Annotated in this window: 14 protein-coding genes; 7 read left to right on the plus strand and 7 right to left on the minus strand. The window is 37.0% G+C overall.

The genetic code is table 11. The features are described from left to right. Positions 1-56: 56 nt before the first annotated feature. The 5 genes from CKK03_RS21865 to CKK03_RS21885 all read right to left on the minus strand — a co-directional run bounded on the left by CKK03_RS21865 (position 57) and on the right by CKK03_RS21885 (position 5025). On the minus strand, positions 57-1130 hold the full coding sequence (locus CKK03_RS21865; RefSeq protein ID WP_099364619.1) for an NAD(P)H-dependent flavin oxidoreductase: 1074 nt from the start codon (positions 1128-1130) through the stop codon (positions 57-59). 52 nt (positions 1131-1182) lie between these two features. Further along, complete coding sequence (locus CKK03_RS21870) at positions 1183-1953, minus strand: class I SAM-dependent methyltransferase (RefSeq protein ID WP_099364620.1); 771 nt, start codon at positions 1951-1953, stop codon at positions 1183-1185. A 508-nt stretch (positions 1954-2461) separates the two neighbouring features. Next, positions 2462-2926, minus strand: a complete 465-nt coding sequence (locus tag CKK03_RS21875) for a spore coat protein (RefSeq protein WP_099364621.1) — start codon at positions 2924-2926, stop codon at positions 2462-2464. Positions 2927-2970: 44 nt separating this feature from the next. Beyond that, positions 2971-3282, minus strand: a complete 312-nt coding sequence (locus CKK03_RS21880; protein WP_099364622.1) for a hypothetical protein — start codon at positions 3280-3282, stop codon at positions 2971-2973. 480 nt (positions 3283-3762) lie between these two features. Then, positions 3763-5025: an ATP-binding protein gene (locus CKK03_RS21885; protein WP_099364623.1), complete on the minus strand. Its 1263-nt coding sequence runs from the start codon at positions 5023-5025 to the stop codon at positions 3763-3765. Positions 5026-5280: 255 nt separating this feature from the next. Here CKK03_RS21885 and CKK03_RS21890 point away from each other — a divergent pair, with 255 nt between their 5' ends. Together CKK03_RS21890 and CKK03_RS21895 are read left to right on the plus strand one after the other, a co-directional pair. Continuing rightward, complete coding sequence (locus CKK03_RS21890) at positions 5281-5988, plus strand: oxidoreductase (protein ID WP_245864253.1); 708 nt, start codon at positions 5281-5283, stop codon at positions 5986-5988. A gap of 139 nt (positions 5989-6127) precedes the next feature. Continuing rightward, complete coding sequence (locus tag CKK03_RS21895) at positions 6128-6673, plus strand: histidine phosphatase family protein (protein ID WP_099364624.1); 546 nt, start codon at positions 6128-6130, stop codon at positions 6671-6673. Between the two features lie 85 nt (positions 6674-6758). Here CKK03_RS21895 and trhO read toward each other — a convergent pair whose 3' ends face one another. Next, on the minus strand, positions 6759-7679 hold the full coding sequence (trhO, locus tag CKK03_RS21900) for an oxygen-dependent tRNA uridine(34) hydroxylase TrhO (protein WP_142354051.1): 921 nt from the start codon (positions 7677-7679) through the stop codon (positions 6759-6761). Between the two features lie 94 nt (positions 7680-7773). Further along, entirely contained in the window at positions 7774-9027 is a 1254-nt protein-coding gene (locus CKK03_RS21905) for a helix-turn-helix domain-containing protein (RefSeq protein ID WP_099364626.1), read from the minus strand. 129 nt (positions 9028-9156) lie between these two features. On the opposite strand from CKK03_RS21905, the gene CKK03_RS21910 reads away from it, so the two are divergent. The 5 genes from CKK03_RS21910 to CKK03_RS21930 all read left to right on the plus strand — a co-directional run bounded on the left by CKK03_RS21910 (position 9157) and on the right by CKK03_RS21930 (position 14082). Continuing rightward, on the plus strand, positions 9157-10458 hold the full coding sequence (locus CKK03_RS21910; protein WP_099364627.1) for an MFS transporter: 1302 nt from the start codon (positions 9157-9159) through the stop codon (positions 10456-10458). A 261-nt stretch (positions 10459-10719) separates the two neighbouring features. Beyond that, on the plus strand, positions 10720-11436 hold the full coding sequence (locus CKK03_RS21915; RefSeq protein ID WP_099364628.1) for a GTP pyrophosphokinase: 717 nt from the start codon (positions 10720-10722) through the stop codon (positions 11434-11436). Positions 11437-11448: 12 nt separating this feature from the next. Beyond that, positions 11449-12054, plus strand: coding sequence for a TetR/AcrR family transcriptional regulator (locus CKK03_RS21920; protein ID WP_099364629.1), 606 nt, complete (start codon positions 11449-11451; stop codon positions 12052-12054). A 119-nt stretch (positions 12055-12173) separates the two neighbouring features. Next, positions 12174-13097: a DMT family transporter gene (locus CKK03_RS21925; RefSeq protein WP_099364630.1), complete on the plus strand. Its 924-nt coding sequence runs from the start codon at positions 12174-12176 to the stop codon at positions 13095-13097. Positions 13098-13296: 199 nt separating this feature from the next. After that, complete coding sequence (locus CKK03_RS21930) at positions 13297-14082, plus strand: SDR family oxidoreductase (RefSeq protein ID WP_099364631.1); 786 nt, start codon at positions 13297-13299, stop codon at positions 14080-14082. The last annotated feature ends 2 nt before the right edge of the window (positions 14083-14084 follow it).

Below are 14084 nucleotides of genomic sequence, written 5' to 3' on the forward strand. Positions count from 1 at the left end.
CAACTTCGGACAAGGGACCGCTACAAGCAAGCCAGTGTCTGAAACGGAGGACAATATTAACATTTTATGTGCTCCACTTCCGAAATGATTGATTCTATTAAGTTTGCAACGCTTTGGTTCTTTGCTAATCTTGGACTTTGTCCAGACCAAAGCGACATAAAGTCCTTATTATTCTGTGAACTTGAGGCCTTCCGGATATCCTGTGTCAGTGAATTCTGAATTGGAAACTCCGGGAGGTCGTTTTCGTGTTCCTTCATGTTTTCAATAAAGGGATTGACGAGTCCTCGTGCCCATTTACCAGAAAATGAACGGGTTACGACCGTTTCGTCATCAGAAGCATTCAGAATGGCATCTTTATGTGCAGGATGTGCCCCACTTTCCATACAGGTCAAAAATGCTGTCCCCATTTGAACCGCCTGTGCGCCTAAGCAAATAGAGGCCATTAAACCTCTGCCATCCATGATTCCACCAGCGGCAATAACGGGAATTTTAACACTGTCGGCCACCTGTGGTATAAGTGACATTAAGCCGATTAAGCCCTCGTGCCCGTTGTTCATAAATCCTCCACGATGTCCGCCTGCTTCACTGCCTTGAACAACAACTAGATCCATTCCTGATTCTTCGACTGCAATGGCTTCTTTAACAGATGTTGCCGTTCCCATTAACACCATTTGATGTTGTTTTAATTCGGCAATCACAGCTTTAGAAGGAAGGCCAAATGTAAAAGAACAGATCGGAACTTTTTCCCCGATGATCACTTTAATTTGCTCATTAAATTTTTCTAATGCATCTGTAAATGAAGGGAGCTCAACATGTTCTCTTGGAGGTACGTTCAATTTTTCACGAATCGGGTTGAGTAATTGATTTGCTGATTTCACTTCATTCTCTTTCGCATGAAATTCGGTCGGAACAAATAGATTAACGCCAAAAGAATGGGAGGTTAGCTTTCTGATTTCCTTAATTTGTTCCTTTAGTTGCAAAGGCGTCATATATCCAGCACCTATCATTCCTAAGCCTCCAGCATTTGAGACAGCCGCAATTAATTCTGAAGTTGTAATTCCACCAGCCATCGGTGCTTGGATAATCGGGTGTTCAATCTTTAACAGTTCAGTAACATTATTTTTTAACAAAACGAAGACCTCCTAAAATAAAAGAAAGTGGAGGTGATCCCCCACTTTTATCCTATAGTTTTGTTGCTTTTAAGACAACTGCTTCTCCTTGGAAGGAGATGATCATGTTATTTTCAATTTGAATCCGAAATTTCTGTTTGACCTTTTCGGAAGAGTGTAGCATATAGCCGTTCAGTTCGGCTTTCTCGGTGTCTAACACATGCATACGGTTACACCAGCTTTCAAAATCAAATGGCTTCTCAAATCGATAGAGTTCTTGGATTTCAAATCCTTCATTTTCTAGCATTTGTAGCCATTCTGACTTTTTCCAAGCACGGAAATGACTATAGTCTCTCTTTTTTTCCACTGTGTTATAAAATTCATCAAATTCCTTGTTTTCAGGAGCTACATTATCATCTAACAAGAATTGTCCACCTGTCTTTAAAACACGTGATACTTCACTCACAAAGCTTGTAATGTTAGGGAAATGGTGAGGAGCAATCCGGCAAGACACTATATCGAATGTCTCATTGGAAAACGGTAGTTTTTCAGCATCGCCTTCAACAAATTCAACGTTTTCATGGCCATTTCCTTTAATGAATTTTTCAGCAGCAGCTAACATTTCTGGTGTTAAATCCAATGCTGTAACCTTTCCTACAAGAGGAGCAAGGGCATTAGCAGTATGTCCGCCACCCGTAGCAACATCAAGGGCTAGCTCTGTTCCTTGGGCATCGGCCAATGCGACCAATGTTTGTAAATCTCCACCTTTTCGGTGACCTTCACTCGTTACATAAGAGGCAGCACTACGGCCAAATTGTTTTTTAACGTCTGATTTAATGTCCATTTTTTTCTCCTCCATTGCGATTGTTACTTTTATCATATAGTAATATCCGATATAAGAAAATTATAAATATTTTATAAATTAATATAAGAAAAGGTTATGAGAAAGCAAAAAAAGAGCATTTCCTAATACATTAAAATGAATAATCGGTGGGGGCCAACAATTGACTGAAGTAATAAAGGTTTTTGTTGGGATTTAAAAAGTGGGGTGGGCGAGACTACGAGCATCTAAAAACATTGCGTTTCGCCTGGCAATATAAACAAGTAGGGGCTTTACATTAATCCAAATCGTCACCTTGTTACTTGGGGTGCTCATTCTTATGTTAAAAACAGTAAACTTGCTAATAAGTATTGTTATATATTAGTAAATAGAGGTGCAAGCTAATTGCACCTCCAAAAGATATTCTTTTTTCCTAGACTCCACTAGTTCCTAATTAAATTATTGTGAAAAAATCAGGCGATTTTTATGTCATGGATCGCCCCATTACCATAGAATACTAGCAGGGGAGTGATTAAAGGATATCAACTTCAACTAATAAAGCAAGTAAAACTTGAAGTAAAAGTTGAATGTTAACTGCAATCTGAGTGTCAGTTGTTGTTACATTAACATTTCTTGAGTTATCAATGACAGTCTTTTGGCGAGAAATCTGTCTGTTTCTAGCTGCTTGTAATAAATCCTGTGTCACTCTCTGAGCTTGTGAGCCATCGGCAATTGAAATGCTTACAACTACAGCAATGGCAGCTTGTAAAGCAGCCTGTAAATTTAGAGCAGCCTTTGTATCTGTAGTTGTTACAGTAACATCACAAGAATCTTTAATAAAAATTAATTCCTCATTAAACTGTAAATTATCTGCAGCTTGAGTGGCCTCTTGAACGAATTCATCATTGTCTTTAAAGCATGGGTGGTCAGAACTTGAATCCAATGCAGACCATCTGTTTTGATCTGCTGTGTTGAAACGGTATGTTTCTTGATTCATAATTATTTTTCCTCCTTTAATTTTTAACCATTTAAGGTATTGAATTATTTTAATTTACGACTTTGGTTTGTTGGTTTGTTTGTAACAACCGATTTATAGACTTTTGGTCTATTTGTATTTTCAACGATACCTGTTTCTGGGTTTACATCATTTTCTGTTAAATTTGTTTGTGAGTTATTTAAAAATTGTTGAGTTTGCTCTTGTAATTTACGAATTGTATCCCGAAGTTCTTGTTTTTGATTCCTTGAAAGATTAGCTGTATTTAATTGAACTCCATTTTTATTTAAAATATTTTTAACAAGCATGGCTGTGAGCTTTTGCTGCGTATCTTGAAAGTTTTGTGGATTTACTCCCATTGTCAACCCTCCTTTATCAATTACACATTGTCACTATATGTAAATGTCATGTATATTGTATAAGTCATTCGTGGAATTTCCTTATATTTATCCAATAATTGGGTAGATGTAATTGCTTAAGAACTGACATTTAATAACACGATAAGTTTAAGAGAAATTTCTAAGTAACTCGGAGGTAGATTTAAAAAACGTAGTGGATGTACAGTGAGTTGGGGAGAAGCACAACCTTTTTTAAATATATAGGTAGAGCATGGGATACTATATATATATATATATATATATAGTATTTAAAAAGGTAGGATAATAACCTAGTTTATAGTTGGATATGCTACACAAAAATAAAAGGCTTAGAGGAAATATTCCTTTAAGCCTTTTGGTTTGAACGATAATGGAATTTATTAATAGAACCGTGTAATGACCTATGTAATTTTGTATATGTAATTCACCAATTTATATTTCTTAAGTACTCGTTCCACAAACTTATTCATGTTGTTCATTTGTAGAAAGGACGGATGGGAATTGGAAGGTGAATTCAGTTCCTTCTCCGATAGTACTTGAAACTTTTATCGTACCTTTCATTGCCTTTACAATACTATAAACGACCATCATTCCAAGACCTGTTCCTTTTGGGCCTTTAGTAGAGTAATAAGGTTCACCAAGTCGCTCAATTTGTTCTTTAGTCATACCCATTCCTGTGTCACGGATGATAATGCTTACATTGAATCGGTCATAACTGGTTTCAACATATAATCTTCCACCACCAGGCATTGCCTCTATCGCATTTTTCATGACGTTGATAAAGCATTGATGGAACTTTTGTCGGTCGCCTTCCATCGAGCCTATCAAAGAAAAATTCGTAATAACTTCTACCGAGTGCTGGTTTGCTGTAGGCTTTAAAATAGATATCACTTGTTGCAATTCGCGTTTGATTTGGAGGGTTTCAACCGTATCTAATGCTGGTTTTGAAAAAGATAGATATTCTTGAATAACATGTTCAGCAGAAGCCAACTCTTCTTTTATAATCGTCAAGTATTCTTTTTGCTTATGTCTCGGTAGAGTATTAGACATCAACAATTGTACAAATCCCATTGCTGCCGTTAAAGGATTTCGGATTTCATGAGAAATCGCCGCTCCCATTTGTTCGACTGCATGGAGCTTCTCAGATTTTAAAATGGTTTGTCGCAATTGGATATTATTACGAAAAAACTCAGTTAAGTAAGATAAAATGCCTAAACCAATCGCTGGAATGAGTATATAGGCAAACCAAGCATCGAAAGTATTTACATTCGGTTTCGAAATTTGAAGTGCGGCCGCTGTAAGGACAGATACAAAAAAGGTCAAAAGTACGGATATGCACACACGCTTATTGGAACTCTGTTTCCAAAACAACGGGTATAGCTTCCACAAACAAAAAGCCAATGGAAGATAAAGGACAATTGTCGCGTAAAAACCAAAATTAATGCCGTAGAACCCTCTTATAATAATAACTGTCAGACACAGGATCGGACCAATTCCAAGATATAGCCCTCCTATTAATACAGGAATAAGACGAAGATCAAAATGGTAAGAAGGGGTAGGTTGATATGAAACGATAAAGCAAGTCAAAATAAGCACAACCAACCCTATGTACGCTTCCCACTTTGAAAGGGTAAGATTTCGTTTTCGTTCAAACCAAATTAAACCTATAAATGAGAGAATGATTAATAATGCAAGGTTAAACAAAATGTGCTTAGTAATTTCCATGATTCACCTTCAAGTAATAAAAATTTACAATATAGTAAATAGTTAGATAAAAGTATTAAATCTATTATAATACAGATGAAACTACTTTTGTGTCTAATTGAGTGAAAATTTTGGTAAAATTAAATGAAAAAGAATGAAATATGGGACTTGTTTCCTAATTTTACCATTATCATCTCTATAAAACTATACTTTTTTCATAAGAAAGTCCTACAACAGATTAGTAACATGCCAAATGAAATAAAAATGGGTATACTTATGAAGGAAAATGAGCGTTTCTTTATGCGAAAGGAAGTTGGCAAAGTGAAAGAGAAGACGGCACTTATTGCTGGGGCTACAGGTTTAATTGGGAATGAACTACTACATAAATTGCTAGAGACATCTGAATATAAACAGGTGAATGCTCTAGTTCGAAATCCACTGAAGATGAATCATCCAAAATTAAAAGAAGTAATCGTCGATTTCCATCGTCTTAATGAATATAAACAATATTTCGCAGTGAATGATGTGTTTGTATGTTTAGGCACTACCATTAAAAAGGCGAAGACCCAAGAAGCTATGTACAAAGTAGATGTAGATTGTCCAGTTGAGATTGGTCGAATTGCAAAAGAGGCTGGCGCAAAACACTATTTAGTAGTTAGTTCAATGAATGCAGACCGTAATGCGAAGCTTTTTTATCCAAGAATGAAGGGTGAACTTGAAGAAAAGGTTCGTCAACTTAACTTTGAACAACTTTCTATCTTTCGTCCATCACTTCTACTTGGAAAGAGAGGCGAATTTCGTCTTGGAGAGAAAATGGCGGCTGTCTTGTTTAAAGGTTTAAAGTTTATATTTACTGGCCCCCTTCAAAAATATAGAGCAATCGAAGGAAAAACAGTAGCAAAAGCGATGTACAAAGTGGCTCAGGAAAAAGAACAAGGGAAAGTGGTTTATGCTTCGGAAGAGATTGAAAAAATAGCAAAATGATGATGAAAAATGTCTGAAAAACAACCGGTAAAAGGTCTTATTATGCCGGTTGTTTTTTTATTGGTTAATGACCGTTGTTGTATAGCTTAGCATACATTAGCAATAAACCAAAAAATGACTTAGAAGGGGGAAGGGTGGTTTGAAGAAATCCTTACTTGATTCCCTTAGAAAAGGTGGATTTATATTTTATGCGAGGCATGGGGAAGCGCCTGTTGGAATGGATTTACCCAATTTAAATTTTCAAAACTGTTTAACTCAAAAAGGTCTTTCTGAAAAGGGACGAAGACAAGCTATTTATTATGGTGAAATTCTCAGATACCTCCGAATACCGGTTAATTACCCAATAGAAACAAGTCCTTTTTGTAGGACAATTGAAACTGGACAGTTAGCATTTGGAAGTGGAAATGTTCAAGTTAATCCATTTTGGTTTGAAGTATATCGGTTGAGTGGAAATGTACCAAGTGGAGACAAACAAAGAATCCTGAATAGTCTTCAGTCAGTTTTAGAATCAAAGCCAGCAGGTGGAAGAAATAATATTATCATTGCCCACAGTTTTCCCGAAGGAATTGGTTTAGGGCAAATATCAAATATGGGGACAGTCATTGTAAAACCTGAAGGGAGAGGAAACGGTTATGAAGTAGTGGGTCGATTATCTTTATTCGATTTAAGTAAATTAGGGAGTTAGCCATTTCTACTCAAAATTTAATATCAAAATTAGACTTAAAAAACGCTCGGAGTTTTTTGAACTCAAAGCGTTTTTTTGGCTATATTTACACCAAGTGATGTTCCTTCACATAGCGATTATGTGGGTGGTCTTTGCATTCCTGGCTACAAGATCTATAGTGTTCATGTTCGCAGTCCTCACATAATAGGAGATGCTTGTTGCACTCCGGATTACCGCATTTTACATAACGTTCTTCTGGTTTCCCGCAGTGATGACACTCTCCAACCACCGTTTCCTCACCAGTTCGGTTGACTGGTACAGAAATGCGTTCATCAAACACATAGCATTTTCCGTCCCAAAGTGCACCTTTTACCTCTGGATCATATCCGTACGTAATGATGCCACCTTCAAGTTGAGAAACATCCTTGAAGCCTTCGTTTACAAGGAATCCAGAGAATTTTTCACAACGAATTCCGCCTGTACAATAGGTTAATATTTTCTTATCCTTATGCTCGCTTAAATTTTCTTCGACCCATTTTGGCAGCTCGCGGAACGTTTCGATATCTGGTCGAATGGCCCCCCTAAAATGACCTAGATCGTACTCATACGTATTACGCGCATCAAGAACGATGACATCGTCTTGTTGCAACGTTTCAAGGAATTCTTTTGGTGAAAGATGCTTACCAGTAATTTGATTGGGATTTAAGTCCTCATCAAGACTTAAATTAACAATCTCTGGTTTCACCTTTATTTTGAGCTTTTTAAAAGCATGTTCTTCACTTTTCTCCATTTTGAAAACCATATCCGAAAAACGGGCATCGTTGCGCATATACTCCATGTATCTTTCTGTCTGTTCCACCGTACCTGAAACAGTACCATTGATACCCTCTGTTGCAACAAGTATTCTGCCTCTCAATCCAAGGGAAGAACAAAATTCAAAATGTTTGTCTCTAAAAGCCTGCGGGTCATCAATTTCGATGTATTTGTAATAAAGTAAAACTTGATAATCCAATTTATTCACCTTCATTTAATACTTTTTCTTTAAGTATGATATCAAATATTGAGATTCAAATAAAAGTACTTTTTATTTCCTGCTTCTTTATTATTTCAAATGAGTATGGTCATCCATCATGATTTACACCATTTGCAGATTTCAATGCCTGTATTTTTTCATAAGTCTCCAAACTTAGCTCTTTAAAAGGAGAATCAGGAAGGTGATCAAATAATTCAACCGCTTTTTTCGCAGCTACTAATGCCTCATCAATTTTTCCGAGTTCAACGAGACATTGCGCCATAAATGTTTCTTTCAAATAAAATTGTGACAAGTCAAAAGGGTGGTGGTGATAGTTAGGGATGATCACCTTTTCGAAATACTGACATGCTTCTTCATAACTTTTTAGTCCATGTAATGCTTTACCTTTTTCAAGATGAAACCATTCAATTAATTGATGATGATTTAATTCTGGATCATCTAAAAGCTGCTCGACCATTGAAAGAGCTACCTGGTAATCATGTTTATAGGCATTTAGGGATTCAATGTGAAAAAGTTTTGATGTAACTTGTGACATCAGATCATCCGAAAACTCAGCATATTGATTCAATTTATTCAGGTAATATTCATGTTGCTCCCATTCCTTTGCCATCATCGAATAAGCTGCTGCTAGCCTGTATAAATCATCAATTCGATAGAACGTTTTATTTTTTTGGGAGAACGAAATTGCATCCTCCATAACTTGTTTCGCCGCTTCAATATCTCCAACAGCAAAATACATAATGGCTTCGTTATAATCAAGGTCCAATCTTGAAATGGGGTCAATATAGACATGCTTACTTTCAATTTCTTTGCGTTCGTGCAAGATTGTCTCCAATGATTGTTCATAGTTATGTTCGATAAACTCGGTAAGGCAGCGAAATGAGGCAATGCCTACCCGTTTTGTTGTTACATTCATTTGATCATACAGAATGGCTGCTTGTTCAAGAGGTTGTTTCCAGTCTCCTTGCTTTTCCCAGTACAAACTGTACCCATATAGCTCCAGCAACCTTGCAGCTACATAGCCCTGGTTTAATTGGGAAACAACTGGCTCAATGAGCGTGAACAGATGTTTATATTTTTCAGGGTAATCCTCTGAGTTACGTGAAAAAATTTTTTCAGCCTCATCCAATACTTCTCGTAACTCTTCAAAATTCACTTCATTTAAAAGCTGTGATAAATCTATCTCAAGTCTCTCTGCAATGTACGTTAAACTCTCCATAGATGGATTTGCTTTATTATTTTCAATCAGGCTCAGCATGCCTTTTGTTAATTTTGTACCTGCAAGTTCTTCTAGCGTTAATTTCTTCTGTTTACGTAATTTACGGATGCGTTCACCTAGCATAAGAAATAGGCACTCTCCCTATTTTTAATATTTTGTTTAATTATATTAAACTTTTTGTTGAAAAGAAAGTAATATGATGATATGATTTGTTTAATCAAATTAAACTTTTCCAAAATTGGAGGAATTAGCATGACTGAACTACAAAAGCTTAAAAGAGCATCTTATCATTTGTTTACGTTCACAATTAGTAAAATCATTTCCTCATTCGGCGCACAAGTATACGCATTTGCAATCAGCTTTTATATACTTCAACTAACAGGATCAGCAACAAGCTTTGCGACAAATCTAATCTGTAATCTTTTACCGAGGGCACTTATAGCACCGCTAGCAGGATATGCAGCAGACAAATATTCTCGGAAAAAAATCGTGATTATCTCACAGCTCGTTACGACATTAGCGATTATCGGACTGCTTTTTGTTAGTATGACCTATGGTTTATCCCTGATTGCGATTTACACAACAACCGTCGTATTATCAATCGCAACCTCATTTACTGGTGTAACCTTTACGTCATCGATTACCGGTTTGGTGGATGAAGAACGTATCCAAAGAGCAATGTCACTTAACCAGATTTCAATGTCTTTTGCAGCCATCGGTAGCCCAGCAGTGGGTGGACTGTTATATGGTACAGTATCGATGGAATTGTTCTTAGGAATGTATATCGTAGCTTCTATCATTGCGGTTTTACTAGAATCCACAATGAATTTCAATCTGTTCTCAAACCGCAAGGCGAAAGAAGAATCGGAACAGAAGGAGACAATGTGGGAAAGCATTAAAGCAGGTATTACCTATTTAAAAACAAAACAGGTACTAATGACGATGATCTGGATTTCATTAATCATCAACTTCCTTTTCGGTGCTTTTGAGGTCGGATACTCATTTATCCTAATTGAAAAATTAAAGCTGGAATCACAACATTTTGGCTTTACACAAGGGGCATTTGCTATTGGGATGCTGTTATTCTCGATTTACTTCTCGATTCGAAAAGAAGTGAAATTTCCATTCCTTGTTTCAAAACGTGGAATCATTGGGTTAGGGGTCATTATGGGAGCGATGGCTGTCCCATTACTGATTTCCTTATCGTATTGGTCAGTGTTTGTGTATTATTTTGTAGCAATGTTTACGTTCGGTTCGATGATTATTGTTGTAAATACACCGATTCAAGTCATGATGCAAAAAATGATTGATGATGACTTCAAAGGGCGCGTATTCTCGATTTTAGAATCGATGGCTGTTGCCTTAATGCCACTTGGAATGATTATATTTGGTTACTTATACGATGTATTGCCTGGCCAATATATTCTCATCACATCAGCTGTTATTTTAATCGGAGTGATCCTTGTTCTAGCAAGACCAAGTGTTGTGAGAAAAGCTCACCCGGAATTGAATGAACAGAAGCCTGTTGTGGAAAAAACAAGTACCGCTTTGTAACGGTTTAGGCCTTTCTCTTAAATGAGGAAGGCTTTTTCTATGGATGTGAACATAATGTGACAATGTGTCATGTTCGGTTGACGTGTGACATGGTGTCATCTAGAATGAAACTGTGAGGTGACCGATGTCATGTTAAAGACAGAACCTAAAAATGAACTAAACCAAATGAAACTAAGAAAGCTTGCAAAGAAACTGCAGTCGCTTGGTGTCAAGGCTTCAATCATTAAAAGACCAATAGCTTCACATTAAAGGAGACGAATTATGTCTATAGGAATACGAATGAATCAGTTTAAAGATATGAAAGTAGAACTGATACGATTTATGATGTCATACAAGTTTGCGCTTGAAGAAATGATGACCAAAATCAATATTTTAAAACAGGAGTTTAAATATATACATGATTACAATCCCATTGAGCATGTATCATCCCGACTGAAATCACCAGAAAGTATATTAAACAAAATTCAACGCAAGGGATATGACTATAGTTTTGAGTCCATCACAGAAAATATCCGGGACATTGCGGGGATTCGAATCACATGCGCCTACATTTCCGATATTTATAAAATCAGTGAGATGCTGCAAAAGCAAAAGGACGTTACCTTAATCGAGTGTAAGGATTACATTAAAAATCCAAAACCAAATGGGTACCAAAGTCTACATTTAATTGTGCAAATTCCAATTTTTATGTCAGACCGTGAAGAGCATATTAATGTTGAAATTCAAATCAGGACGATCGCAATGGATTTCTGGGCAAGCCTAGAACACAAAATTTACTATAAATATAATAAAGAAATCCCTCAACACATGAAGGATGAATTAAAGGAAGCTGCTGTAACTGCAGCACAATTAGATAAAAAAATGGAGAAACTTCAAAGAGAAATGAACAAACTAAAGGAATCAACGAAAACGGAAGAGCTTTATACTTTGGATGATAAAATCCTTCTTCCTTATGACTTTTTATCCTTCGACAAATAGGGAGAGGTGAAAATGCCTAAGATTACTTTCTTTAATTTACCCGACGACAAAAAACGGACGCTGCTCGAAGCGGCAAAGCAGGAATTTTCAAGTGTTCCGTTATTCGACGCTTCAATCTCCAATATTATAAAATCCGCTGGAATTCCACGCGGAAGTTTTTATCAATATTTTGAAGATAAAGAAGATGTCTTTTTCTTTTTATTAAGTGAATACGCGAAAGAAAAGAAAGTAGCGTTTTTATCCATGTTAGAAAAGCATGATGGTGATTTGTTTCAAACAATGGTTAACTTTTTCGAATTGTTCTTAGAGGAAGATGAGGAAGAATTCACCTTTTTAAAAAATGCATTGCTTAACATGACCCATAAGATTGAACGTACGTTTGACAGAATAACGGGCGAAGTCGAAATGAACGAAAACTTTATGAAGTTAAGTTCTCGAATTAATAAAAGCAAATTGAATGTCTTGAATGATGAGGAATTGTTTCATGCGATGCAAATCATTACATCCGTGATGCTGCGCAATTTAATCCATGCCTTTGCTTATGATTTATCATCAGAATCCGCATTAAGAAGCTTTACAATCGAAATGAACCTTTTGAAAAAAGGACTTGTCCGGTAGAAGACACGATTTGTGTTTTCTCACCAGACTTTTATTTTTCGAGCCATTTTTTAGCAGATATGGAGTATAATAGAGTGCATTAATGATCAGATGGATCACATCAGAATGGATGGGTGAATGTGCGAAAACTTTATTTATACGGCATTCTGTTATTTGTCATGGTTGCGTGGGGGCTAAACATTGTAGCGATTAAAATATTGGTTGAAAATTTTCCACCTGTATCCATTACCGGTCTACGAATCATGGCAGCAGGCCATGTGATTTTTGTCTTTTTATATGTGAAAAAAGATCTCCAAAAAATGAACCTCCACGAGTTTGGGTATGTTTCACTTAGTGCTTTGACTGGCATTCTTGGCCACCAAGCATTACTTTCTGTCGGCTTGACGGGCACGAGTGCCACAAATGGTGCATCCATTCTAGCCTTAATACCGCTCGTTACCAATATTTTGGCGGTGCTTTTTCTAAAAGCGAAAATGACCATTTTGAAAATCAGTGGTGTGTTTTTAGGAATCATCGGTATTTACTTTATCTTAATCCTGGGTGGAGGGTCATTTACGAAGCTTGCCCTCGGGGATTTTTATGTGTTTTTATCCGTCATTGCGCAGGCGGTAAGTTTTATTTTTATTCGAAAAGCCTCTTATACATTAAATGCAAAAACGATTACCTGTTACGCTTTACTAATGGGGGCGGGCTTCTTGATCATGTTAAGCTTTGCGTTGGAAGGGCAGTCTATCACTACAACTGGAGCTGTTCCAGCCTATGTGTGGGTCGTATTTGCTGCATCTGCGATTATCTCAACAGGTATTGGAAACCTGTGTTATAATTTTGCGATCTCCAAAATTGGACCAGGTGAAACGGCCATTTTCTTAAACCTTGCACCATTCTTTTCATTGATCGGATCGGTGTTGTTTTTAAATGAAGCATTCAAATTGATTCAGTTAATTGGCTTCGTTTTAATCGTGTGTGGCGTGTTATTAGGAACTGGTATTTTCGAACGGAAACCTAGGATCGATAAGCAGGTTGAGGTTTCGGTGTCGAAATAGATATAGGGTCAGCTCTTTTTGTGGGAGCTGGCTCTTTTTTTGCTTAGGGCACAATTATCTGGAGTTAGGGGACAATTATTGAGTGGTAGGGGGCAATTCAATAAAGTTAGGGAACACTTCAACATTCAAAGCACAACACAAAACGATGAAAATGGGCTAAAATGGAAGAATAAACTCAAATTTAAGGAGAGAATGACATATGGAATTAAATTTAAGCGGGAAAACAGCTATCGTTGCAGCTTCTAGCCAAGGCCTCGGAAAAGCAATTGCAACCCAGCTCGTAAAAGAAGGAGCCAATGTGGTGCTGGCGAGCCGGAGTAAGGACAAACTAAATGCAGTTCATGACGAATTATCAGCATTCAATAAGGGAAAAGTTTCTTATTATCAAACGGATATTACCAATAAAGAAGACATTGAAACACTCATAAAACATACAGTTGATACGTTTGGCACTATTGATATTCTCGTGAACAATGCGGGAGGGCCACCAGCAGGAACATTTGAACAATTAGATGATGAAGCATGGCAGGGGGCATTTGAATTAAATCTATTAAGTTATGTTCGCATGATTCGAGGCGCTCTACCATACTTGAAAGAAAATGGCGGAAAAATCATCAATATTGCATCTTCGTCTATCAAAGTGCCTATTCCTGGTCTAATTCTTTCTAATACTTTTCGACTAGGAATTGTCGGATTATCCAAAACATTAGCTGACGAATTAGCGCCTTATAAAATCCTCATCAATACGGTCGCACCCGGACGTATTGCAACAGACCGAGTGGCACACTTGGACCAAATCAATGCCGAAAAACTAGGAAAGCCGATTGAAGAAATTGAACAAATGTACAAAGAAACCATTCCGTTAAAACGCTATGGCGCACCTGAAGAATTCGCCAATTTTGTTACGTTCTTAGTGTCGGATGCTAACTCCTATATGACTGGGCAAGCCTACTTGGTTGACGGTGGAATGGTGAAGGCGATTTAACA

This window comes from Fredinandcohnia onubensis (assembly GCF_002734215.1).
GTDB classification, from domain to species: domain Bacteria; phylum Bacillota; class Bacilli; order Bacillales; family Bacillaceae_L; genus Ferdinandcohnia; species Ferdinandcohnia onubensis.